This is a genomic window from Nostoc sphaeroides (assembly GCF_003443655.1).
Taxonomy (GTDB): domain Bacteria; phylum Cyanobacteriota; class Cyanobacteriia; order Cyanobacteriales; family Nostocaceae; genus Nostoc; species Nostoc sphaeroides.
In genome coordinates this window covers 3,386,950-3,410,902 of record NZ_CP031941.1, presented here as the reverse complement: position 1 = coordinate 3,410,902, position 23,953 = coordinate 3,386,950, and the positions used below count along the sequence as shown (strand labels likewise).

20 protein-coding genes and 1 pseudogene are annotated in these 23,953 nt (G+C 41.8%); 10 read left to right on the top strand and 11 right to left on the bottom strand.

Translation table 11 applies throughout. The features are described 5' to 3' along the window. Positions 1–89: 89 nt before the first annotated feature. Positions 90–1,361 (top strand): FGGY-family carbohydrate kinase, encoded by a 1,272-nt coding sequence (locus D1367_RS14985; protein WP_118167149.1) that lies wholly within the window; start codon positions 90–92, stop codon positions 1,359–1,361. 185 nt (positions 1,362–1,546) lie between these two features. On the opposite strand, the gene D1367_RS14980 is transcribed toward D1367_RS14985, so the two are convergent. Together D1367_RS14980 and D1367_RS14975 are read right to left on the bottom strand one after the other, a co-directional pair. Continuing rightward, complete coding sequence (locus D1367_RS14980) at positions 1,547–2,761, bottom strand: McrC family protein (protein ID WP_118167148.1); 1,215 nt, start codon at positions 2,759–2,761, stop codon at positions 1,547–1,549. After that, complete coding sequence (locus tag D1367_RS14975) at positions 2,734–4,188, bottom strand: McrB family protein (protein WP_228674864.1); 1,455 nt, start codon at positions 4,186–4,188, stop codon at positions 2,734–2,736. Before D1367_RS14975 ends, D1367_RS14980 begins: the two co-directional genes overlap by 28 nt. Positions 4,189–4,532: 344 nt before the next feature. On the opposite strand from D1367_RS14975, the gene D1367_RS14970 reads away from it, so the two are divergent. After that, positions 4,533–5,273 carry a dienelactone hydrolase family protein gene (locus D1367_RS14970; protein ID WP_118167146.1) on the top strand — a complete coding sequence of 247 codons (741 nt, stop codon included), beginning with the start codon at positions 4,533–4,535 and terminating at the stop codon, positions 5,271–5,273. A 26-nt stretch (positions 5,274–5,299) separates the two neighbouring features. Here D1367_RS14970 and D1367_RS14965 read toward each other — a convergent pair whose 3' ends face one another. The 3 genes and pseudogenes from D1367_RS14965 to D1367_RS14955 form a co-directional block, all read right to left on the bottom strand. Continuing rightward, on the bottom strand, positions 5,300–6,259 hold the full coding sequence (locus tag D1367_RS14965; RefSeq protein WP_118167145.1) for an N-acetylglucosamine kinase: 960 nt from the start codon (positions 6,257–6,259) through the stop codon (positions 5,300–5,302). Between the two features lie 14 nt (positions 6,260–6,273). After that, positions 6,274–7,539, bottom strand: coding sequence for an AmpG family muropeptide MFS transporter (locus tag D1367_RS14960; protein ID WP_118167144.1), 1,266 nt, complete (start codon positions 7,537–7,539; stop codon positions 6,274–6,276). Positions 7,540–7,587: 48 nt separating this feature from the next. Further along, positions 7,588–8,011, bottom strand: a pseudogene (locus D1367_RS14955) (GxxExxY protein). Between the two features lie 57 nt (positions 8,012–8,068). On the opposite strand from D1367_RS14955, the gene D1367_RS14950 reads away from it, so the two are divergent. The 3 genes from D1367_RS14950 (at position 8,069) to cysC (ending at position 12,500) form a co-directional block, all read left to right on the top strand. Further along, positions 8,069–11,053 (top strand): valine--tRNA ligase, encoded by a 2,985-nt coding sequence (locus D1367_RS14950; RefSeq protein WP_118167142.1) that lies wholly within the window; start codon positions 8,069–8,071, stop codon positions 11,051–11,053. Between the two features lie 130 nt (positions 11,054–11,183). Continuing rightward, positions 11,184–11,618 (top strand): hypothetical protein, encoded by a 435-nt coding sequence (locus D1367_RS14945; RefSeq protein WP_118167141.1) that lies wholly within the window; start codon positions 11,184–11,186, stop codon positions 11,616–11,618. Positions 11,619–11,945: 327 nt separating this feature from the next. Further along, a complete protein-coding gene (gene cysC / locus D1367_RS14940; RefSeq protein ID WP_323808700.1) occupies positions 11,946–12,500 on the top strand; it encodes an adenylyl-sulfate kinase in 555 nt (184 codons plus the stop codon). Position 12,501: 1 nt separating this feature from the next. Here cysC and D1367_RS14935 read toward each other — a convergent pair whose 3' ends face one another. Then, positions 12,502–13,077 (bottom strand): DUF4019 domain-containing protein, encoded by a 576-nt coding sequence (locus D1367_RS14935; RefSeq protein WP_118167139.1) that lies wholly within the window; start codon positions 13,075–13,077, stop codon positions 12,502–12,504. Positions 13,078–13,100: 23 nt separating this feature from the next. Continuing rightward, positions 13,101–13,976, bottom strand: a complete 876-nt coding sequence (locus D1367_RS14930) for an aspartoacylase (RefSeq protein WP_118171464.1) — start codon at positions 13,974–13,976, stop codon at positions 13,101–13,103. A 126-nt stretch (positions 13,977–14,102) separates the two neighbouring features. Here D1367_RS14930 and D1367_RS14925 point away from each other — a divergent pair, with 126 nt between their 5' ends. Continuing rightward, a complete protein-coding gene (locus D1367_RS14925; RefSeq protein WP_118167138.1) occupies positions 14,103–15,026 on the top strand; it encodes a LysR family transcriptional regulator in 924 nt (307 codons plus the stop codon). Between the two features lie 162 nt (positions 15,027–15,188). Here D1367_RS14925 and D1367_RS14920 read toward each other — a convergent pair whose 3' ends face one another. After that, the gene (locus D1367_RS14920; RefSeq protein WP_118167137.1) at positions 15,189–17,177 is read right to left on the bottom strand and encodes an ABC1 kinase family protein; all 1,989 of its coding nucleotides are present in this window, start codon (positions 17,175–17,177) and stop codon (positions 15,189–15,191) included. Between the two features lie 291 nt (positions 17,178–17,468). On the opposite strand from D1367_RS14920, the gene recN reads away from it, so the two are divergent. Together recN and D1367_RS31800 are read left to right on the top strand one after the other, a co-directional pair. Beyond that, the gene (gene recN / locus D1367_RS14915) at positions 17,469–19,217 is read left to right on the top strand and encodes a DNA repair protein RecN (protein ID WP_118167136.1); all 1,749 of its coding nucleotides are present in this window, start codon (positions 17,469–17,471) and stop codon (positions 19,215–19,217) included. A 256-nt stretch (positions 19,218–19,473) separates the two neighbouring features. Then, entirely contained in the window at positions 19,474–19,674 is a 201-nt protein-coding gene (locus D1367_RS31800) for a hypothetical protein (RefSeq protein ID WP_220450957.1), read from the top strand. Here the strand turns inward: D1367_RS31800 and D1367_RS14910 are convergent. Genes D1367_RS14910 through D1367_RS14900 form a run of 3 tightly spaced genes read right to left on the bottom strand, consistent with a single transcriptional unit; the run spans position 19,633 to position 21,788 of the window. Then, entirely contained in the window at positions 19,633–20,106 is a 474-nt protein-coding gene (locus D1367_RS14910) for a MarR family winged helix-turn-helix transcriptional regulator (protein WP_118167135.1), read from the bottom strand. The genes D1367_RS31800 and D1367_RS14910 overlap by 42 nt on opposite strands. A gap of 19 nt (positions 20,107–20,125) precedes the next feature. After that, on the bottom strand, positions 20,126–20,980 hold the full coding sequence (locus D1367_RS14905; RefSeq protein WP_118167134.1) for an ABC transporter permease: 855 nt from the start codon (positions 20,978–20,980) through the stop codon (positions 20,126–20,128). Next, on the bottom strand, positions 20,937–21,788 hold the full coding sequence (locus D1367_RS14900; RefSeq protein WP_118167133.1) for an ABC transporter ATP-binding protein: 852 nt from the start codon (positions 21,786–21,788) through the stop codon (positions 20,937–20,939). Before D1367_RS14900 ends, D1367_RS14905 begins: the two co-directional genes overlap by 44 nt. A 240-nt stretch (positions 21,789–22,028) precedes the next feature. Between D1367_RS14900 and D1367_RS14895 the strand changes: the two genes are divergently transcribed. After that, entirely contained in the window at positions 22,029–22,334 is a 306-nt protein-coding gene (locus D1367_RS14895) for a small RNA NsiR4-regulated ssr1528 family protein (RefSeq protein WP_118167132.1), read from the top strand. A gap of 198 nt (positions 22,335–22,532) precedes the next feature. Continuing rightward, the gene (locus D1367_RS14890) at positions 22,533–23,741 is read left to right on the top strand and encodes an RNA-guided endonuclease InsQ/TnpB family protein (protein WP_118167131.1); all 1,209 of its coding nucleotides are present in this window, start codon (positions 22,533–22,535) and stop codon (positions 23,739–23,741) included. Positions 23,742–23,953: the final 212 nt, after the last annotated feature.

The window sequence follows — 23,953 nt, the reverse complement described above, 5'->3', positions numbered from 1 at the left end:
GTTTTGCCAAGATTGGGGAATATCTTGTTACAAGATGCAACAAAAGCAGTTATTAATCAGTACTCCTTATTAAAAAAATTCATAAAACTATGGATTTGTATTTGGGTATCGACTTTGGCACCTCTGGCGCACGCGGTATGGTGATTGACGAGGAAGCTTGTTGTATTCAGGCACAGGTGCGATATCCCTTCCAGGACTCACCAAACGCCGTTACGCCAAATTTTTGGCAGGAGGCTTTGTTTGTGCTGGTGGAACAAATACCTCACCAATTGCGGCGACAAATTAAAGCGATCGCAATTAATGGTACTTCTTCCACTGTCTTACTGGTCGATGCTGCTGGCAATCCAACAGATGCACCATTGCTGTACAACGATGGGCGGGGATCATTGGTGCTAGAGCATTTGAGGAGTATCGCACCCCCTAATCATACCGTGTTGAGTGCCACCTCCAGCCTCGCTAAACTTTTGTGGATGAGGCAACAACCCTCTTTTAGTGAAGCTAGATATTTCCTGCATCAAGCAGATTGGCTGGCGTTTCTCCTACATGGACAGTTGGGGATTAGCGATTACCATAATGCTTTAAAGCTGGGTTATGACGTGGAAGAGTTGAAATATCCAGAATGGCTAGAAAATTTGCAAATACCGATTCAGCTACCCAAAGTTTTATCTCCTGGGACTCCCATTGCCGAATTGCGTCCTGAAATTGCCGATAAATTCGGTTTCCGCCGTGATTGTCTGGTGTGTGCAGGTACAACTGATAGTATTGCCGCTTTTCTCGCTAGTGGGGCAAAATTACCTGGTGAAGCCGTGACTTCCCTTGGTTCAACATTGGTAGTAAAGTTGTTAAGTCGTACCCGGCAAGAAGATGCCAGATATGGAATTTACAGCCATCGGTTGGGGGATTTGTGGCTGACTGGGGGTGCTTCTAATACTGGGGGTGCAGTACTAAAGCAATTTTTCACGAATGCTGAGTTAGAAAGCCTTAGTCGGGAGATTGATGCTTCAATTGCCAGCGAGTTAGATTATTATCCGTTATTGAAGGCAGGCGATCGCTTTCCGATTAACGATCCCAATCTACCCCCACGATTGTCACCACGCCCAGATAATCCAGTGGAATTTTTACATGGGTTGTTAGAAAGCATTGCCCGCATAGAAGCGCGAGGGTATGAATTATTACAGCAAATGGGCGCAGATAAATTGAGCCGTGTTTATACTGCTGGCGGTGGCGCGGCGAATGAAACTTGGACTGCGATTAGGGCGCGTCATTTGCAGGTTCCTGTAGTCGCGTCAGTGTACACAGAAGCAGCTTATGGAACGGCGCTGTTGGCGATGGGAGGCGGAATTAAGGGTGAACTAGAGTAATTGTGTAACAATCTTTTCGTAGGTATTTCGTAAATCAGTATCTATCCCAGTGACAATCGACATATCTCGGCCGATACTGGGGTCATTAGATACCGGACTATAGATTCCAGGTTCATGATCTGGGCAGCTATTCGGGGATGGGTGCTTCGCAGCAAGCGAATGTCATCTATCCCCTTTATTAATTACTAGTGTGAGTTCTGAGGGATTAGGAGAAAAAGGTTTTTTAAGAAGGTTTGACCTGCGCGATCGAGATTATCATCTAGGGAAAAAGTGAGGCTGCGGACTCGAATTTGATCGCTTTTAATATCTAGTGGCTGTGTCAAGTCTTTGGGGTATATCAAAAAGGCTTGGTTGCATTTTGTTGTGTTGGCGTAGCTGATCATTTGATGAATATCTGTATTTACTGTAGATTCAGAGGCTTTATACTTTGTATCTAGAACTGCTATTGTTTTGCCAGTAGCAGCATCACAGAGTAATATATCTATAATAAAGTGTCGATTCTGACTAATTTCTATTGGATATTGCTGTTTTAAAAAATAGGTTTGCGGCGTATTTTTATTAAGCCATTCTGCAACAAAAAGTTCATATAAATGTGCCATATCGACGAGAAAGGGTAGGGTTTTGTAATTTCCCCTTTCATGACTGGGGCTACTATTTTCTAAAAAGAATCGACATAAACTATGTAATAGTTGATAGTCTGGATTGAGGCGATTATACTGTCTAGCGATACAATCATGTGCGCTACAAGGTTGCAGCGTTACTAATCCTTGTAGAGCGTGATAAGCTTTTCGTATTGTTGGTGATACCCTTTCTGAACATAAACTGCTACGACCAATGATATAAAGTGTCCATGCCAGGATTTGATTTTCTTTAACATCAGGCGTATGTTCTTCGTAATCGCATTTAAGTTTAACATTCCACGGCTTTTGAATTAGCTGTTGCACATCTAGCCTTCCCCGCACATAAGAAAGCTGCTGTGTTTTAGGCAAGTAAGTACGATATAATCCTTTGCGGCATCGCTCTAAAACTTTATCGGCTAAGATATGAGCCAGATTATTATAAAAATTCTCTAGAGATTCACAATCCATCAGCCCTTCGAGAAAGCGAAAACCTTTCAAATTGTAGGCATATTCCAGCATTCCGAAGAGATTTTGGATCGGCACTTTCGGATTTATTTTTAGATGCAATTCAGGAGTGACAGGAATGTAACCTACCCATTCTTTAGCTTTAAGTTTCCAATGTTCTTCCCTTTTATAGCTAATAAATTCTATATCCACTTGTGTTTTGTATTTCTCATATAATTCGATCCTGGCTGAATAGGCTATTTCATCAAGCTGAAATAATTTATTTTCGTATTCTGTAAGTTGAATAATTATTGGTTTTGCTGGTTTTGTATGCATAGATTATCCTTGATGTTTTTCCAGCGAAACTTCTCTACTTCTTCTTGCTGATTAAAAAAATACTCTTCTAAATATGGCTCAATTTCCATACTCCATATATCTTCTAAATCATCATCTAAGTTGTCTGTTAAAAAGAATGAAATACCAATTTCGTAATTTTTATCTGCGATCGCCTGATTTAATTGCTTTAAAATATTAATTAATTTCTCTACAAAATCCTTTTTTAGATGATAATGCCGTCGCAGTATTTCATAGTTTGGGCGAAGTTCAAGAAATGCGAAGCGACGGCGTAGTGCATAATCTATATTGGCGATAGACCTATCTGCTGTATTCATTGTACCAATAATGCGGACATTTTCCGGGATGCGAAACCTGTTACCGCTAGCTAATGGAATTTCTCTATCTCGATACTCAAGTAAGTACATTAATTCGCCAAAAACTTGTGCAAGATTAGCGCGGTTTATTTCATCAATAATCAAAACACAAGTATCTTGATAAGACTCTGCTTTTTTGCAAAATTCTAAAAAACGTCCTGGAACCAGTGGATATGTTAATTTTCCTTCTTGACTTTGGGGACGGATACCTTGGATAAAATCTTCATAAGAGTATGCTGGATGAAATTGTACAAGTTCTGAAAATCCATAATCACCGATTAAGTATTCAGCAATTTTCTCAGCCAAGAATGTTTTTCCTGTTCCAGGTGAACCGCATATAATTGCTTGTCCTTTACGATTTACTGTGTGTAACCAGCGTTTAAGTTTTTTATCATCCAAACCAGTTTTTTCAATCAAAGAGTTAAAATCTCGTTCTTTTGGCTCACTTAGGTATTGGCGAATAACTGGTATTGGATCATCAGCACTTGCAAGTATAAGTAAAGGAAGATACTGTTTAAACCATTCTGCAATTTCATACACTAAACGCTTAAATCCTAAATAATATAAGATGTCTGATTTTTCAATAAGTACATATTTATCAGGATAAAAAATAGATGCTTTATATGAAATAAGCTCCATCATAGCTTTAGATTTTTTTTGAGCAACTTCACGTAGAAGATTTTGATATATCTCCTCACGAACACCACCTTTAATACCCCATTGTGTTATTTGGATGTATAGTAACTTAATTTCGCTAAAATCAGCCTGTAAGCACAATTCATAATCTTCAACATGATCTGCATCAATCATAACTTTTTCTACAATAGAGGCATTTTGAACCAATGAATTATTTGGTTGAAATGCAAGATATGATGGCAATGTTTTAGAAATTTCTTTACATAACTGAATAAATGGTTTTTCTACATGCTTGAGAAAGTCCTCATGATCATTAGATTCACAAATAAGATTAAAAAGATCGCCGAATTTCATATACCATTGTTCTATCAAATCAAAAGTATATTCGGAAAAAAATCCTTCTGGTTTTCCACGCATATTCATACTGTATGACTGTCTAATGTAATAATTTTAGGGTTATTTATATCACTTATATTTTCAGTGTAGCTGACTTTAGCACTGAGTAGGTAGTGCTGAAATCTAGTAATTTTCTAGTTCAATATCTGTGTAATTTGCGCCTCTGAGGTTAGTAAATAATGCGTAGACGAGCAGCACGCTCAGATTTCCTCTTCCACTGCGAATCTATGCAACACTTTCACTGGGCATATTAAACGATCGCAGTAGTGATAAAAGAACGCCAAATTGTGGGTTGAAAGTAACCGGATGCTGCGGCGCTATAGTGTAGAAGCTAATGACAGCAAGCGTAACACGGAGACAAAAAAGTGCAAATCACTAAGCGCAATGTTGAATTAAGAGTAGATGGCAGCTTAATGCGTGTTTATGTTGCAGCTCCCAAAGCAGCAGGAAAATACCCTGGTATTGTCTTCTACAGTGATATTTATCAGTTAGGTGATGCAATGATTCGTCTAGCTAACTACTTAGCAGGATACGGCTATGTAGTAGCAGCCCCAGAAATTTTTCACCGAATTGAGCCAGTTGGTTTAGTAATTGAGCCAGACGATTTGGGAAGGATGCGGGGAAATGACGATGCGCGTCGAACCTCCGTAGCTGATTATGATGCCGATTGTCTTGCTGTGATTGAATTTCTGAAAACAGAGAGTGCGGTTTCTCCAAATCAAATAGGCACTCTCGGCTTTTGTATTGGTGGACATTTAGCTTTCCGCGCCGCATTTCAAAGCGAAATTCGGGCTTGCGTTTGCTGTTACCCTACTGGGATTCCCAGTGGTAAACTGGGTAAAGAGGTAGCCGATACAATCCAGAGGGTAAGTGAAATCAAAGGTGAGATGTTAATGGTATTCGGTACTCTTGATCCTCATATACCAGAGAGCGATCGCCAAACCATAATCAAAGCAATTGAGAATGCTAACATACCTCACCAAGTTTTCTTGTATGAAGCAGAACATACATTCATGCGCGACGACGGTTATCGTTACGATTCTAGTGCTACCACCGCAGCTTGGTCAGAAATAGTAACTTTTTTTGGGCGCATATTTGCAGACTGAAAACTCCTATTATTGCTTTATTCGTGTCAATTTTGAGTTGTCTGCAACGCTAATAACCCAGCACCATAAGCAGGTTCATACCTCGGAAAAATCACGTTTACATTAGGAAACTTTTTAATAAGAGATGCTGCAAATTTTTCATGGATATTGCATCTACCGCGCCAGACACTTCCTGTTGTGATTACTTCCAAAACTGAGTCAGCACTAAAAATTGCATCAATTACTGTAGATGTAGCTTTTACTAACTCTTTTACAGCATTATCAATTATGATATTCGCTACTATATCACCTGACGCTGCTGCAAAATCTACAATTGGTGCTAAAGCTGCTATCTGTTTAACTCCCCATTCTCGGCGATATACTACTTCTATTAAATCTTCTATACTTTCCAAATCAAGATACTGTTTGAAAGCCGCTACTAAACTCGTTGATATTTCCCGTCCATCATAAGATTTTAATGCTGCATTCATGCCTGCGATCGCAATTTTATAGGCGCTACCTTCATCTCCTAAAATATACCCCCAGCCGCCGACTCGCTTAGTATCTCCCTGGTGATTTCGTCCAAAAATTATCGAACCAGTACCTGCTGCAACCACAATTCCTACAGGTTGACCAATTCCACTAACTAAAGCAATTAAAGCATCGTTACAAATTATAATATTCTCTGGCTTTAATGCCCAATTAATAGTCAAAAATTTGTTATTTTGTAACTCTTTAACTAAACCTTTTACTACTTCAATATCTGCTGCACGACCTACACCAGCTAAACCCAAACATATCGCATCAATATTCACATAATTTGTAATTATTGCTGCCTCAACCGCATTTTTAATTGCAGATTGAATAGATTGTAGAGTGGCTTCGATACCTATACTATGATAATTAGATGGGCCTGCTTCACCACGACCTAGCACTTGACGCAAATCATTCATCAAGACACAAACAGTCTTGCTACCACCACCATCTATTCCCAAAACATAACTCATGGATTGCAATAATCTTAATTATTTTGATGCTTCGGTTCTTCTTTTAAAGGTATAAAAAACAGAGCAATCATCCCAGGAATAGTCAACAAACAAACCAAGAAAAAAAATAATGGATAGCCAAAAGCTTTTTGCAGATAACCGCTAATTAAACCTGGTAGCATCATTCCTAAAGCCATAATGCCAGTGGATATGGCAAAATGAGAAGTTTTATATTCGCCTTGGCAAATATGCATTAAATAAACACTAAAAGCTGTAAATCCAAAACCATAACCAAATTGCTCCAAGGAAACCAAGGGATAGACTAATGTGAGTGAAGGTTTAGTGTAAGCCATATACACATAAAATATATCGGGTAGATTCAAAGCTAAAGCCATAGGAAACAGACACTTTTTTAATCCATATTTGGAAATTAACAAACCTCCTAAAATTCCTCCACAAATTAGGGAGATTACCCCAAACGTTCCGTAGACTAACCCCACATCTGATGTTGATAGCCCTAAACCCCCTACTTCTGGTTTGTCCAATAAAAATAAAGAGGCCATTTTCACAAGCATTGCTTCGCCAAATCTGTAGAGTAAGATAAATGCTAAAATATTTATAATTTTATTCTGAGTAAAATATGAGCTAATGATTGACCAAAAGGGTATATTTTCTCTAGCTTGTATTTGTCGTTGATTATCTGATTCGGGTAAGGGTAAAATTAGGCGATGGTAAATAAACAAAATTGCTAAAATTAAAGCTGAGAAGCCAATAGTTATAGTCCAGCTTAAAGGAATGTTGTTGAGAGATACTTCAAGCTGACCTGCTAAGACTACTAATATTCCAGAACCAAAAATGACAGCCATTCGATAAAATAGTGAGCGAATGCCGACAAATAAGGCTTGTTGTTCTGGAGATAAAGCCAGCAGATAGAAGCCATCTGTGGCAATGTCATAAGTTGCAGAAATAAATGCTCCTATTGTTAATGCTGCGAGGGAGATGAAAAAGAAATTTGGCAGTTGTAAGGAGATGGCTATCAAAGCCAAGCAGCAGAACATGGCAAATTGGGTGTAAAGTATCCATTTGCGTTTGGTAGAGTAAATATCAACAATTGGGCCCCAAAACATTTTGATGACCCAAGGTAGATAGAGGAAGCTTGTCCAAAGGGCAATTTGGGCGTTATCGATTCCGAGTTTTTTGTAAAAGATTACGGAAACTGTGTTGATGATAATGTAAGGGATGCCGGAGGTGAAATATAGGGTGGGGATGAATGTCCAGGGGGAGGTTGTTTGGTGTTTCATGGGATTTGGGGAACGAACCGCCAAGACGCCAAGTGCGCCAAGGGAAGATTAAGAGAGGATGATGCGTTTGATGCCGTCTTTGAGAAGGGGGACGTTAAAGTTGATGAGAAGGGCTAAGGGGTAATTAGTCATTTTAAGGTATGAGAGGACTTGAGCTTCGTGGATTGGGGCTAAATTTTGAACAGCTTTTAATTCCACAATTAAACAATTGGCAACTAGAAAATCTAATCTCCCCTTGCCTACTTCATGTCCTTTGTAATTCACTGTTACCGACTTCTCAACCAGATGGGGTATCCCGCACCTGAAAAATTCTATAATTAGCGCCTCCTTATACACCTCCTCTAAAAACCCTGGCCCCAACACCCTATGCACCTCAATCGCCGCCCCAATCACAGCGTAGACTTAATCTATCCACCTCCTCACTTGGCTCCCTTCTCTTGGCGTTCTTGGCGTCTTGGCGGTTCGTTTCCATCAATCCCTCTCCAACCCTATGGCAAAATTTATTAAAGTCCTTCCTTAGTTTTCCCGCATGACCGCAACCATTCCCAATCTCCCCAGTCTCTACGACCCCTTTTCCACCGAAGCCAAGTGGCAAAAATTCTGGGAAGACAACCAAGTTTACAAAGCTGACCCCAACAAAGGCGGCGAACCCTACTGCATCGTCATTCCCCCCCCCAATGTCACCGGCAGCTTACACATGGGTCACGCCTTTGAAAGTGCCTTAATTGATACTCTCGTGCGCTACCACCGGATGCAGGGACGCAATACCCTATGGCTACCCGGAACTGACCACGCCAGCATCGCTGTCCATACTATGCTGGAAAAGCAACTCAAAACAGAGGGTAAGACTCGCTATGAATTGGGGCGCGAAAAATTCCTAGAACGCGCTTGGCAATGGAAAGGGGAGTCTGAAGGAACGATTCTGAATCAGCTACGACGCTTAGGTGTCTCGGTGGACTGGTCACGGGAAAGGTTTACCCTGGATGAGGGTTTATCTAAAGCTGTTGTCGAGGCGTTTACTCGCCTCTACGAGGAAGGCTTAATTTATCGTGGTGAATATTTAGTTAACTGGTGTCCAGCTTCTCAATCGGCTGTGTCTGACGTAGAAGTGGAAAACCAAGAGGTGAATGGAAATCTCTGGCACTTCCGCTATCCCCTCACCGATGGTTCCGGTTTTGTCTCGGTGGCGACAACTCGACCAGAAACGATGCTGGGCGATACAGCAGTAGCAGTTAATCCCAATGACGATCGCTATAAACATCTCATTGGCAAAACTCTAACTCTGCCCATTCTACAACGAGAAATTCCCATCATTGGCGATGAATTTGTTGACCCCACTTTCGGCACGGGTTGCGTGAAGGTAACTCCCGCCCATGACCCGAACGATTTTGACATGGGTAAGCGTCACAATCTGCCGTTAATCAACATTATGAATAAAGACGGCACTCTCAACGCCAATGCTGGGGAATTTCAAGGACAAGACCGCTTTGTTGCTAGAAAAAATGTGGTTTCTCGCCTAGAAGCAGATGGCTTTTTGGTGAAGATAGAAGATTATAAACATACCGTTCCCTACAGCGATCGCGGTAAAGTACCTATTGAACCTCTCCTCTCAACTCAGTGGTTCGTCAAAATTCGCCCCCTAGCTGATAACACTCTCGAATTCCTCGACCAGCAAACTTCTCCAAGGTTTGTCCCCCAAAGCTGGACAAAGGTCTATCGTGATTGGCTAGTAAAACTCAATGATTGGTGCATCTCTCGCCAATTATGGTGGGGACACCGAATTCCGGCTTGGTACGCTATCAGTGAAACCGATGGGCAAATTACCGATAACACGCCGTTTGTGGTGGCGAAATCGGAAACTGAAGCTTGGGAGAAAGCTAAATCACAATTTGGTGAAAATGTCAAGTTAGAACAAGACCCAGATGTGCTAGATACTTGGTTTTCTTCTGGACTCTGGCCGTTTTCGACTTTGGGCTGGCCAGAACAAACTCAGGATTTAGCAACTTACTATCCAACTACTACTTTGGTGACAGGCTTTGACATCATCTTTTTCTGGGTAGCCAGAATGACCATGATGGCTGGGCATTTTACGCAGCAAATGCCTTTCCAAACAGTTTACATCCACGGCTTGGTGCTGGATGAAAAAGGCCAAAAGATGGGAAAGAGCAAAGGTAATGGTATTGACCCGTTGTTATTAATTGACAAATATGGTACGGATGCCCTGCGCTATACCCTCATTAGAGAAGTTGCGGGGGCTGGACAAAATATCCGGTTAGAATACGATCGCAAAAAGGATGAATCAGCATCAGTTGAGGCATCTCGCAACTTTGCAAATAAGTTGTGGAATGCTGCCCGGTTTGTGATGATGAATTTGGATGGACAAACGCCGCAACAATTGGGGAACCCAGTCGCTATCGAATTGAGCGATCGCTGGATTATCTCGCGGTATCATCAAGTTATTAAACAAACCACTAATTACATAGATAATTACGGTTTAGGGGAAGCAGCAAAAGGACTCTACGAATTCATCTGGGGTGATTTCTGCGATCAATATATTGAACTGGTGAAATCTAGATTGCAAGCAGATGCCGATCCAATATCGCGGCGCGTAGCACAGCAAACCCTTGGCTACATATTGGAAGGAATTTTAAAACTGCTTCATCCGTTGATGCCTCATATTACCGAAGAAATTTGGCAAACTCTCACCCAACAACCAGCAGATTCACCGCAAACTTTATCATTACAAATCTATCCCCAGGTAGATGCAAACCTAATTGATTCGGCTTTAGAAGAACAGTTTGAATTGCTGATTGCTACCATCCGCACAATTCGGAATTTGCGGGCTGAGGCGGATATTAAACCAGGGGTAAAAGTGACAGCGAATTTGCAAACTGAAAGTGAGAAAGAGCGGGAAATTCTCACTGCTGGACAAGATTACATTAAAGATTTGGCGAAGGTTGAGACTTTAACCATTACTGACAAGCAAGAAAAGCCAACTGTTGCAGTTAAAAAACCTGAAAGGGGTTTGAAGACAATTGGCTTAATTATCGTGGCCATTGTCTTTGGTAGATTGGGTTTAGCTGTTGGTTATGCCATTGATGATATTCCCATCGTCGGAACTTTCTTTGAACTAGTTGGTTTTGGTTACACAGCGTGGTTTATTAGCCAAAATTTACTAACTGCTCAAGCAAGACTTAGGTTATGGAGCCGATTTTTCCCGCAGAAAGAATTAGAACAATCACAAGAATCAGAAAATGCGATCGCAGGTGTAATTGGTACAATACAGGTGCTAATTCCTCTAAGCGGTGTGGTAGACATTGAAGCTGTGCGTACCAAGCTAGAAAAAAGCTTGAGTAAAGCTGAAGCCGAAGTTCAATCCCTGAGTACCAGATTAAACAATCCTAGTTTCGTAGATAGAGCTAGGGCTGATGTGGTAAAGGGAGCGCGGGATGCCTTAGCAGAAGCACAGAAGCAAGCTGAAATTTTGCGCGATCGCCTGCGTGGCTTAGGATAACTGTAATGGGTAATGGGAGTGTCAATAATTCCCAATTACCCATTGCCAATTAATAAAATATCAATTTTGACACTTATTTTTATTAAATTGTTTTGAATTTTGAATTTTGAATTGGAGCAAAGCGACCCTCATGCTATATCTAGCCCAGGTGCGTAAAAACGATTTTTTAGAGCAGCACCAGTTACGCTTGTTGGCGCGTCAAGAAGCTGATAACTTGTGGGCGATAATTCCCGAAGAGGCTTTCATTTTGCTAGGCAAGGGAAAGATCATGAGTGAGAACTTGCTTGTTTTGGTGGAACTTTCCCCTACAGGCGACATTGAAAGACTAGAAGATGCCACCAACTGGGTACTCCATCTAGTACAAAGCTACCTCACCATCGGCATTACCCCAGAATTTTTGCAGCACGAAGCCGAACGAGCAGAACATTGGCGACAATCCCTGACATTGCAAAACCAAGACTTAGCAAGGCGTTCCTTAGAGTTGGAAGCTCGACGCGAACAAATTCAAGCCTTAGAAGAAAGCCTCAAACGCGAGAAAAATGGTTATCCCCAAGAGGAAAGTTAAATCAGTGAACAGTTAACAGTTATCAGTTATCAGTTATCAGTTATCAGTTAAGTGTTAATTTGCAATTGTATTGCCCACCGAATTTTAGATTTTAAATCAATCTAAAATCCAAAATTGTGTAACAAAACCACAACATCCTCAAGTATGTATTTATTGACTTAAAATTAGCCAAAAAAGCATTTTTTGGGTCAATACAGTTCAGATAAGACCAAAACACTTGTAGAGACGGCGATTTATCGCGTCTCAAAACCCACGATTTTGTACAAGTAGCGCTTTGAACCGTATTGTTTTTTTGGTCTGCCATTTTAAATGTACGGCGGAGGTAAAATGAGACAACAAGAGTATGGCGTGACAGTATGGTTTACTGGTCTAAGTGGTGCAGGTAAAACTACTATCTGCAAATTCGTGGAGAAGGAACTGCGGATACAGGGATACAGAGTTGAAGTTCTAGATGGCGATGCGGTACGTCAAAACATCTGCAAAGGATTGGGTTTCAGTAAAGAGGATCGAGAAGAGAATATTCGGCGCATTGGTTTTGTAGCTCATCTTCTTACCAGAAATAATGTAATTGTATTGGTTTCGGCCATTTCCCCATACCGTGAAATTCGGGAACAAGTGCGCCAAAGTATTCCATCTTTCATTGAAGTTTACGTCAATGCATCATTAGAAGTTTGTGAACAGCGAGACGTAAAAGGTTTATATAAAAAAGCAAGATCCGGGGAGATTAAGCACTTCACTGGTATTGATGATCCTTATGAAATACCACTCCATCCAGAAGTCGAATGCAAAACTAACCAAGAAAGTGTTGCCCAAAGTGCGAATAAGGTCTTAGAAAAGCTGGAAGAGTTGGGTTATATAGTTGCTAGAATGAATGAGTTATGAGTTAAAACGAAACGGGATTACTTAGTTGAGGGTTGATTTCAAATTCGGGATTACTTAGTTGAGCGTTGATTTCAAATTGTACAAGTTCTGGTTTACTGTCTTTCACCAACCACAAAAAAGTTTCACGAACAGATGATTTAGAGAATACTGTCATGTAGCGAAGAAGAATGTATTTATCAGAGTCCTTGTCAGTAGGTTGTCCCCACCAATCAGTTATTTGAGCCGAGTTTACAGTTCCAATTTGCTGTTTTAGTCTTGCACAAACACTGAGCATTTCTGACTGACTTAAACTCTTCTTCAACATCTCATTTGCTTGGTCATAAATATCTTGACATTTGCCTTGTCCTAGTTGGGTATGAAATTTTTGCACAGCTTCCTCAGCGAGTTTCTTACTGGACTCCAAATCAGTTAAGTAGTTATTAATAATTTGTTTTTGATCAATTGGATTTTTACCTAGCACAAAACCAAAGCTACCAACCCTCATTAAAACTCCTCCGCCAAAGAACATTGAGCCAATGAAGGTCAAGACGACCAAAGCGCCTAAACAACCAAGACAACCAGATCCTTTATCAGACATAATTGCTCCTGAGAATCACTGTTTTAAACTATTACTTGGTGCTGCTGAGTTATGCACATGGCAATTCCCTTCTCGTAGTAAGCCGCTTCGTTAATAAAAACCGGATAGATTGTTGAGGTTCCTTCATAGGCGATCGCTTCCCCTTCAAATGTTAAAAATATCGGTTCACCGGGAGTAAGTGGTTGATAATCTTTAAACTGAAGTTGGGGATGAATCATTGCTTGAATCTCACCAGACTCATTTCTGGGATAATCAATTGTTCCACTATGCCGATAAAAGGTTAGCTTGTTATCAAATAATAGAATTTCTCCCCGATTATATTGCTCGAAATAATTCAAAGCAGTGTCAATCAACGCTTCAGTTTGCTGAAAGAGATCGGCTTGCAAAACCCCTTGAGGCACTGCTCCCACCTCAATCGTGCAGCCTAATTCACAAATGGATGGCAAACTTGAAGATTCTTTCGATTTTGGGATAATATAAACTTTTACTAAGGGATTTACGCTCTGAAGATAAGTAACTAATTGCAAGTTGAAAGGATGCTCATTGGTAATTACAGTTAAACCCATATTTGCAGTAGTACTATGGATATCTACAATCACATCAACTGGAGTTTTACCATTTGCACCAAATAAATTATTGATTTCTCTAGCTCGAATATCTTCGTAACTAGAGCGCGTCAAATCTTGCAGATCGATTTGTCGAAAAGAACGGTTGAGGTCTTGATCAATGTATCGCCGCACTGCTGCAAATGCTTTCGGATTTGCCAACAAAGTTACAGTTTCAAAGTTTGCGCGACGCACCAGATTAGGATGCTGATCAAGTTTTTTGATTATATAAGCACCAGTGAACTCATTCCCATGAGTTCCTCCAACAAGCAAAACTCGTTGAATTGGAGGTATTGAATTTGTAATCAAGTCTCTAGTTCCTAATGATTGATATAACGAATCTTAGGAGATGACAGACCATAACTCAATGATCAAATTAGACATCGTACTATATGTAAATACATATAGTAAATCTGTTCTATGATGAATCTGGAACGTTTAGCCCGTTTTGTTTTTTTAGCTACACTCAAGAATGACGCTGGACAAAAAGATATCAATGTAAGTCGTGCTGCGGAAAAACTGCATATTCCTCAGTCGCATCTCAGTAAGCAAATTAAACAACTAGAAGAAGAATTAGGAGTAGAACTGTTTGTGCGTAAGCCTCGCTTGGAACTCACACCATACGGTAAGGTTTTTCTCCAAGAAGCACAACGCCTTCTCGAACAAGTCGAGCGAATTCATATATCTGCAAAACAAGCAAGTCAGGGCGAGATTGGACGGTTAGTTGTCGGCATTGGTACTTCAATTTCTAACAGCTTGCTGCCAAATATCCTACGCGTTTTTCGCCAGAAATACCCGAATGTAGATTTAGTATTACAAGAGCTTTTGTTTGAAGATAGTCGCCAAAAACTTCAAGATCGCACACTAGATGTGGATTTTGAAAATTTTTATAATCTCCAAGACGTAGACGATCGCCATTTTCTGACCTACGAAGTTGTGAACCAAGAGCCTTTGGTGATGGTACTTCCCAAGGAACATCCCCTAACTCATTACCCACAAGTTCAACTTCAAGACTTTACGGCTGAACCATTCGTACTTCCTTGTTATGAGAGAGTAGCAGGATTACATACACTAATTCGTATGGCTTGTTTGTCAGCAGGATTTCACCCCAAGGTGGTACAGGAAGCCGCCTGGATGACAACAATTCTGGGTTTGGTTGCAGGTGAAATTGGGGTAGCATTACTACCTGCGAATGTGATGAATCTTCAACGCACAGGAGTTGTTTATCGAAAAATCCAAGGACAATTACCTGTATTTAAAATAGCGATCGCTTGGCGACGAGATAATCAATCGAAAATCTTGGCTAACTTCCTCAATGTGGTCAGAGAAGTTTCCCGTAGCTAGCTTCAGTAGTGCTGAGTGCATAGTTAAAATAATTCGTAATTCGTAATTCGTAATTAAGTTTTGTAATGGGGATTTTACCCCAACACAAAACTTACTTATTTATTGAACCGGGGGACTTAAACCCACGGACAGCAGTTAAAAAACTCCTAACTCTTACTACGATTACGATGCCAATAATTGCCGAATTAACCTGGCTACAGCCTTTTGCGTAAAGCGGTTGGCAATTTGTTGACCCAAACGCTGTACATCAGAATTTACCAATAACTGGGCAATTTGGGGCACAAGTTGCATTGGGTCAAAGCCTCGTGTTTCTTGAAGAATACCTAATATACGTTTGATATGCTCCAAGGTTTGTTGTTGCTCAACTGTCGCCGCCGGAGTTTGATTAACTGCTGTCAACCCAACGCGTTCCCGCAGCAAATAGGTGAAGTTATGCAAAACATTTTTACCTAAAGCATCGAGTCCGTTAACAGATTCATCTACTAGTTTGTCACGAATAAAAGCACCGCGTTCAGATGCCAGAAATTCTATGCCCTGATTCAGCACTAAATTAAAGTCGTAGTCTTGACTATTACGCGCATTTTTTAACAAGTTTTCTAAGCGGTTCCAGCGAAATCTGCCATCTTTAAATAGCAAATCTTGCAATGATGCTCTTAATTGCGGTGCTGGATCTGTTAACAGGCGTTTAGAAACGTAGGGATAAGCTTCACTGAGGACTTTAAAGTTGGGATCTATATATATTGCAATACCTTCGAGTGTCACAAGAGAACGAATAATTAAGGCGTAGTAGGGCGGTACACGGAAAGGATACTCATACATCAAAGCCGATAGTTCATCGGTGATGCTTTTAATATTAAGATCGGCAACACTGGCTCCTTCGGCATCAGCAAAGACTCTCGCAAAAGCTGGGATAATTGGTGTTAAATCGGTTTCTGGTGATAAAAAATCTAACTTAACGTAGTCTTTTGCTAATCCTTCAAAGTCGCGGTTGACGACGTGAACGATCGCTTCAATTAAACCATAACGTTGTGGTGGCTTAATCTCGCTCATCATCCCAAAGTCGAGATAAGCTAACTTACCATCAGTTGTTGCTAACAAATTACCAGGGTGGGGATCGGCATGGAAAAATCCATGCTCTAGCAACTGGCGCAGAGAACACTGCACACCGACTTCAATTAGATAACGAGCATCTATACCTTGGGCGCTAATTTCTTCTGTCTGGGTTAATTTAGTGCCGTTAATCCACTCCATCGTCAAGACGCGGCGATTGGTGTATTCCCAGTAAATTTTCGGTACATATACGTCTTTCATGTGACCGTATAACTCGAAAAATCGCTCGGCATTTTCGCCTTCATGGATGTAATCCATCTCTTCAAAAATGCGATCGCCTAATTCATCAAGAATCCCAACTAAATCACTTCTTACCCGTTTGACCTTTTTCTGCACCCAAGCGGCGAGGTTACGCAAAATATACAAGTCAATGGTGATTCCCTCTCTTAAGTCGGGGCGTTGAACTTTAACAGCGACTTCTTCACCAGTTTTTAGCTTACCTTTATACACTTGCCCCAATGAAGCCGCAGCAATTGGCTGGGCCGAGAGTTCGGCGTAAACCTCTTCTGGAGGAGCGCCTAATTCTTCTTTAATAAACTGGTAAGCAATTTCGTTGGGAAAAGGCGGTAATTGGTCTTGTAGTTTAGTTAATTCTTCTAGATATACGGGAGGAACTAGATCGGGTCTAGTGGATAAAGCTTGGCCAATTTTGATGTAAGCAGGCCCCAGTTTAGTCAGCAATACTCGTAATTGACTAGCTCGGCGGCGATCGTTTTTGACAACAACTCCCCGTTTACTATCCGACCACAATCCAAAAACAAAGGATAAAGTTGGCCCCAACACGGCGAAAATCCGCCGTAGAACTTGCACTTTTCTCTTTTGGTAATGCGCCGCGATGCCTACAGGATCGTAAAGCGTCTCAGGTTGATCTGTTGTCCTCACCTTTTGCGCTGCTAACAGCCTTGGCGAGCGCACAACTAAGCTTGCTGTACCATCTTCTGGCACTATATCAATAACGTCCAGTTCGCCTCGGCTATTTGTGCCGTTGCTACTGTCCTCCTGAATCGGTCGGGAACTAGGGGGAAGTGTCTTAACAATCATGAAGAAGGCCACCAGTCAGAACGATCACATTAAGTATTGTAACAATATGTTGAGGGATTGGGCATAGGGCATTGGGCATTGGGCAGTTATCAGTTAAGAAAATCGTCTGTGATAACTGTTCACTGATTTGAGTCTCCCTCATCCCCCACTCCCTACTCCCCACTAGTCTGCTACACTTAAACGGGCATACTAGTTCAATAGTATTAGGTATTGCTAGTTGCTCAAAGATAAGACTTATTATCCTGTAAGTTGGAAGTATCCGGCATCTGCCCTCATGGAGAATTTGGCTTGATGTTGCTTTGCCTGCGAATAGAAAACTTTGCCCTAATTGACCAACTGGAATTGGAATTTGGCGCGGGACTAAATGTGTTAACAGGTGAAACCGGCGCTGGAAAATCTATTATCTTGGATGCCATTGATGCCGCTTTGGGCGGTAAAGTCTCTAGTCGAGTCATTCGCACGGGAACAAGTCGGGCGATGGTAGAAGCTACTTTCACCTCAAATGCCCCCCTAGCCGCTTGGTTAACCGAACAAGAAATAGATTTGCTTGATGAAAATTCCGTAGTTATTAGCCGAGAAATCACAGCCACTGCTAGTAATATCCGCAGTCGATCGCGGGTGAATGGCGTCTTGGTAAATCGGCAGATTATGGGAGGAATGCGCGATCGCTTGGTGGAAATCACTGCCCAAGGGCAAACTGTACAAGTGGGACAATCTGCCCAAGTCCGCGATTGGTTGGATTTATATGGCGGTGACTCTTTGATGCAGCAGCGTCATAAAGTCGCCACGAGTTTCAATGCCTACCAACAGGCGCATTTAGCACTAGAAAAACGCCGCACATCGGAACGGGAACGGTTGCAACAACTCGACTTGCTTGCTTATCAAGTGCAAGAATTGGGAGCGGCTAATCTATGCGAACCGAATGAATTAGAACAGTTGGGACAAGAACGGGAACGCCTAAATCATGTCGTCGATTTGCAACAAATGAGTTACAAAGTTTATCAGGCTTTGTATCAAAACGATAATGAAACTCCCGCCGCAGGTGATTTATTGGGAGACAGTGAGGCGATATTAAATGACATGGTGGAATATGATACGCAATTGCAACCCTTATTAGAATTGGTGCGGGACGCGCAAGCTGCGGTAATGGAAGTGGGAAGGCAGATTAATGCTTATGGGGATGGTTTAGAAGCAGATCCGCAGCGATTGGAAGAGGTGGAAGAAAGAATTCAGGAATTAAAGCAAATTTGCCGCAAGTATGGGCCGACACTTACAGAAGCGATCGCTTATTACGAACGTATCCAAGGGGAATTAGCCCAACTAAACGATAGCGAACAATCTATCGAAAGTCTAGAACAGCAAGAAAAGACGTGTTTTGAGAAACTTACCCAAACAAGTAATCAGTTAACTCAATTGCGGAGTAAGGCGGCTGCTAATTTAGAATCACGTTTGATCGCTCAACTCAAGCCCCTAGCGATGGAAAAGGTAAAGTTTCTGGTTGAGATAATGCCTGCTCCCCCAACAGCTATGGGAGCAGATAAAATTACCTTTATGTTTAGTTCCAACCCTGGAGAACCCCTGCAACCTTTAACAGAAGTTGCCTCTGGCGGGGAAATGAGCCGCTTTTTACTGGCGCTGAAAGCTTGTTTTTCTCAGGTTGATGTGGCTGGGACAATGGTTTTTGACGAAATTGATGTCGGGGTTTCGGGAAGAGTCGCCCAAGCGATCGCTGAAAAATTACACCAACTAAGTCAACGCAATCAGGTATTGTGTGTTACCCACCAGCCTTTAGTTGCAGCAATGGCCGATCGCCATTTCCGCGTCGATAAGCAAACTATCAATCAAGGCAAAGGTAAAAAAGCTAACAATGACAACGCCGAACAGCGTACCGTTGTCAGAGTTACTACCTTGGAGAACTTAAATACTCGCCGGGAAGAACTAGCACAGTTAGCTGGTGGTAAATCTGCAAGTGATGCGATCGCTTTTGCCGAATCTTTGTTATTACAAGCTGCTAACCACCGTCAAAAAATTCAAAATTAAACATAAATCTACACTTTGGTGGGTTACGGACTCCGCCCCAATACTGTTGACCGTTGACCGAATAATTCGTAATTCGTAATTCGTAATTCGTAATTAAAAATTACTAAATTAATTATTAATTAATTCATTCTGGGTACAGAGCCACCTAATTTTAATTATGAAAAAGAAAAAAATGCGTAGCATCTTTACTACAGAGCAAGTGCATTTATACATGGGGTAATAATTACGAATTACGAATTAACAATTACGAATTATTGTGACGGTTCACGATTTTTCAGTCAACAGTCAACAGTCAACAGTCAACAGTCAACAGTCAACAGTCAACAGTCAACAGTCAACGACTTTAATGTGGAATAATTTATTTTTTGGAGTTCCCTTAAAGGCTGCAAAGGGATCGTGTTGTGCAACCTCAAAGTTATGGGGCTTTGAGTTCTGTTTTCTCGAAGACATTTTTTAGTAGAGTTAAGCCTTCTTCAATGTTGGAAATTTGGTCTTCTGAAAGACCTTTGAGCAAGTCGGTAATATGAGCGCGAGTTTGATCTTGGGATTGCTTAAGATGGTGTTTTCCATCTTCAGTTAAATTGAGCAGCACCCGCCGCCGTTCTTGAGGATGAGCAATCCGCTGCACGAAGTCGCGTTGTACTAAGCGTTCTATGGTTGCTGATGCCGTAGCAGAGGTGACACCTAAATGCTCTGCTAAGTCAGATAATGAAGCCCCAGGATTCCGGTTGATAAATGCTAGCGATCGCAATTGAGGTATAGATAAAAAAGCGGCACTATGGGCACGCATATCCGCTCGGATAAACCGCATCACTAATGGAACTGTCTCCATTACTCTAGCGGCACATTCTTCGGAAGTTGCACCTTGATTAGGTTTATCCAAGGTCATGGGCTTGTTGTTCTCCTAGTTACATGGCCACCCGTGGATAAAGTTTTCCACCAAGGATGGCCAAAATGATTAATGTGAATAAGAGAATTGTACAATCCAGACCAAAGCCATAGACGCTAGTGCCGTTTAACAGCATGGTGCTGCGTAACCCGTCAACCAGATAAGTCAACGGATTTAAATGGGAAATGAACTTTAACCAACTGGGCATCAACGAGATCGGATATATGGCGTTGCTAGCAAAAAATAACGGCATGGTTAACAATTGTCCAATACCCGTCATCCTTTCTCGGCTTTTCACCAAACAGCCAATAATTAATGAAAAAATACAAAATGTTCCCGCCCCTATTATGACTAGCAGCAGTACTTGGAGAATAGCTAGGGGATGAAGATTTAGTTTGACACCTAATAAAAATGACAATCCGTAAATGAATATTACCTGAGATAAGCACCGTACCCCACATGCTAGACCTTTGCCTAACACCATCGCCACGCGAGGCGTTGGACTAGCTAAAAATTTATGGACAATCCCTAAATCCCGCTCCCAGATTAGCGTCATTCCCCCACTGAAAATTGCCACAAACAAAATACTCTGAGCCAATATGCCAGCAGAAATAAAGTCTAAATAGGGTAAGTTCCCTGTAGGAATAGCGCGAGTTCGAGCGAAAACTTGCCCAAAAATTAGCAGCCATAAAGCTGGTTGCACAGCCCGAACAACTAAATCAGTGGGATCGTGGCGGAGTTTACGGATTTCTAATTCTGCGATCGCCAGGGTTTTTGTAAATAGCTCTTTAATTGCAGAGATCAAATTTACTCGGACTGTGGGTGGTGCTTTAACCCAACCGTTGAGCAGTACGTCTGGTTGTTGCTGTGTCACGGTAATTGACTCCTGATGTTAACTGGTCGCCTGTATAGTGAATAAAGACATCATCCAAAGTTGCATTTGGGTTATCTAAAGAAGCTTTTAAGTCGTTTGGTGTACCTGTGGTAACGACTTCACCTTGCTGCATAATCGCTACTCGGTTACATAAACTATCCGCTTCTTCTAAAAAGTGGGTTGTTAAAAATATAGTTGTGCCGTAATCAGCACAGAGTTGTAGTACAAGCTGCCATACTTGAGTTCGAGCGATGGGATCTAGTCCGACAGTCGGCTCATCAAGAAACAAGATTTGGGGTTGATGTAGAACTGATATGCCAATTTCCAGCTTGCGGATCATCCCACCAGAGTAGTTTCGTACCAAGCGTTTCGCCGCATCTTGCAAACCCATGTATTCTAGAATTTCATAAATGCGGCGATCGCGTCCTTTGGCAGGTATTCCATACAGCTTGGCGAAGATTAAGAGATTTTCGTACCCCGTGAGGCTACCATCAGCAGACAGCGCCTGGGGTACATAGCCGATAGCCCGTCTCACAGGATTAGATTCACGAGCCACGTCATAGCCAGCTAAGGTTGCTTTCCCTGCACTGATAGGTAGCAAAGTTGTCAACATCTTAAGAACTGTACTTTTCCCTGCGCCATTGGGGCCAAGCAGTCCAAATACTTCGCCCTGTTCTACAGATATGCTCAGGTTATTAACTGCGGTTAACTTCCCAAAACGGCGTGTGAGTCCCTGAGTTTCAAGGATTAGCGGCTTTGGTTCTTCTTGAGATTGCGATCGATTTATTTTTCCCGTCAGTATTGTCACAAGTTTGATGCACTTCTATTAATTAGTAAATCTAACTATTAGTTTCTCAATAGATTTACTAGAAGTCAATAGACTTCTGGCATAAATTTGAATCAGAGTAAAAGGAAACTCAGTAGAGTGGCGGCAAGGTTTTTGATCGTTAACTATTATGCAACGCCAGAATTCCAAAAAAGCGAGTAGGCAGGTTTGGTGTCAGCAAGACTGGTAAAATCTACCCATAGCGAACAAAAGTAAATTACCATGCCTACCGAAACTAACCCAGGAAATCAAACTACCACAGGTGCTGATGCTATTGATGAAGCGATCGCACAGGGAATTGATTTTGATGGTTCTCCCATTCCAACTGCCAAGCTAGAACTTTATGGTAAAGTTATGGCGCTAGAAGGCAATAGACAGCGCAGTGGCGTATCTAATACTATGCGATCGCGCATTGTGCGAATTGGTGCAAAACACATTCCCCAAGCTGAACTCGACCAATTACTTGTAGATGCTGGTTTCGCACCCCTAAAAGAAAAAGAAATTGCCTTCTTTTATAGTGGTAAATAATTGTTAATGTTTTACAACAGTTTTCATTTATCAAATCGCTGTAATACCCCTGCCTCAACGTTTCGTAGGCAGGGGATGTAAAGCGGTCAAAAACGAAACACCTTCTGACCAAAATTGAGCGTAAGGGAAATCAGGGAAGAAGGTAGTTGAGTTTTTGACAATCATGATCTACTATTTATGTAGCAAAAATGGACATAAATGATCGTATTTGAGGCAAAACTTGAGGGACTAGACGAGCAGTATCGAGCGCTTGATGAAGCTATTCGTACTGCTCGTTTTGTGCGTAATAGTTGCCTGAGATACTGGATGGACAACAAGGGTATTGGACGCTATGACCTCAACAAATTCTGCGCTGTGCTTGCAGCCAGTATTGAGTTTCCTTGGGTTGCCAATCTGAACTCAATGGCAAGACAAGCACACGCCGAAAGGGCGTGGTCTGCAATCGCTCGGTTTTTTGAGAACTGCAAAAAAAGCAAACAAGGATTGAAGGGATTCCCAAAGTTCAAGAAAGAACAGACTCACGGTTCTGTAGAGTACAAAACCTGTGGGTGGCGACTTTCTGATGACCGCAGGTATATCACTTTCTCGGATGGCTTTAAAGCAGGAACTTTCAAGCTTTGGGGAACTCGTGACCTGCATTTCTATCAACTCAAACAGTTTAAGAGAGTGCGGGTTGTGCGTCGTGCGGATGGGTACTATGCCCAATTTTGCATTGACCATGAACGAGTAGAAAGGCGAGAACCAACGGGTAAAACTATTGGTATTGATGTAGGTTTGACTCACTTCTACACCGATTCTTTCGGGGAAACCATCGCCAATCCCCGACATCTTCGTAAAAGCGAGAAGTCTTTGAAACGGTTGCAACGCCGATTGTCTAAGACTAAGAAGGGTTCCAATAACAGAATTAAGTTTAGAAATAAACTTGGCTTAAAGCATCTCAAAGTAAGTCGCCAGCGTAAAGACTTTGCTGTTAAGACAGCAAGGTGCGTAGTGAAGTCTAACGACCTCGTGGCGTATGAAGATTTGCAGGTGCGAAATATGGTCAAGAATCACCCCTTGGCTAAATCGATTAGTGACGCGTCGTGGTCGCTGTTTCGTGAGTGGGTTGAGTATTTTGGTAAAGTTTTTGGCGTGGTAACTGTTGCAGTTCCACCCCACTACACCAGTCAAAATTGCTCTAACTGTGGTGAGGTTGTTAAAAAGACTCTTAGCACTAGAACTCATGTTTGTCCTCACTGTGGGCATACCCAAGATAGGGACTGGAACGCAGCAAGAAATATATTAGAAAAAGCATTGAGTACGGCGGGTCACGTCGGAACTAACGTCTCTGGAGACATCGACCTCTGCGTGGGTGGGGAAACTCCTCCAAGTAAGTCGGGTCGTGGAAAGAGAAAACCCAAAGAGTGATCTTTGGAATCCCCACCCTCAACTCTTAGTAGGGTGGGGAGGATGTCAATTGAACCAAATATGTTGTAGGGGCACAGCAATGCTCATTGGTGTCAACTTAACGAGAAAGCCAGTCTCAAACAAGCTTTTACATTGTCTCGTTTGTCTCGTTCCCAGTCTCCGACTGGGAATGCCATCATAGCGGCTCTGCTGCCTCTCTGACTTGCGGCAGA

Excerpts from the sequence above, each read along its gene's own strand:
- D1367_RS14950 (WP_118167142.1), top strand. The coding sequence starts at position 8,069 with ATGACCGCAACCATTCCCAATCTCCCCAGTCTCTACGACCCCTTTTCC.
- D1367_RS14985 (WP_118167149.1), top strand. The coding sequence starts at position 90 with ATGGATTTGTATTTGGGTATCGACTTTGGCACCTCTGGCGCACGCGGT.
- D1367_RS14965 (WP_118167145.1), bottom strand. The coding sequence starts at position 6,259 with ATGAGTTATGTTTTGGGAATAGATGGTGGTGGTAGCAAGACTGTTTGT.
- D1367_RS14920 (WP_118167137.1), bottom strand. The coding sequence starts at position 17,177 with ATGATTGTTAAGACACTTCCCCCTAGTTCCCGACCGATTCAGGAGGAC.
- D1367_RS14975 (WP_228674864.1), bottom strand. The coding sequence starts at position 4,188 with ATGCGTGGAAAACCAGAAGGATTTTTTTCCGAATATACTTTTGATTTG.
- D1367_RS14895 (WP_118167132.1), top strand. The coding sequence starts at position 22,029 with ATGCCTACCGAAACTAACCCAGGAAATCAAACTACCACAGGTGCTGAT.
- recN (WP_118167136.1), top strand. The coding sequence starts at position 17,469 with ATGTTGCTTTGCCTGCGAATAGAAAACTTTGCCCTAATTGACCAACTG.
- D1367_RS14980 (WP_118167148.1), bottom strand. The coding sequence starts at position 2,761 with ATGCATACAAAACCAGCAAAACCAATAATTATTCAACTTACAGAATAC.
- D1367_RS14910 (WP_118167135.1), bottom strand. The coding sequence starts at position 20,106 with ATGACCTTGGATAAACCTAATCAAGGTGCAACTTCCGAAGAATGTGCC.
- D1367_RS14890 (WP_118167131.1), top strand. The coding sequence starts at position 22,533 with ATGATCGTATTTGAGGCAAAACTTGAGGGACTAGACGAGCAGTATCGA.
- D1367_RS14935 (WP_118167139.1), bottom strand. The coding sequence starts at position 13,077 with ATGTCTGATAAAGGATCTGGTTGTCTTGGTTGTTTAGGCGCTTTGGTC.
- D1367_RS14925 (WP_118167138.1), top strand. The coding sequence starts at position 14,103 with ATGATGAATCTGGAACGTTTAGCCCGTTTTGTTTTTTTAGCTACACTC.
- D1367_RS14945 (WP_118167141.1), top strand. The coding sequence starts at position 11,184 with ATGCTATATCTAGCCCAGGTGCGTAAAAACGATTTTTTAGAGCAGCAC.
- D1367_RS14960 (WP_118167144.1), bottom strand. The coding sequence starts at position 7,539 with ATGAAACACCAAACAACCTCCCCCTGGACATTCATCCCCACCCTATAT.
- cysC (WP_323808700.1), top strand. The coding sequence starts at position 11,946 with ATGAGACAACAAGAGTATGGCGTGACAGTATGGTTTACTGGTCTAAGT.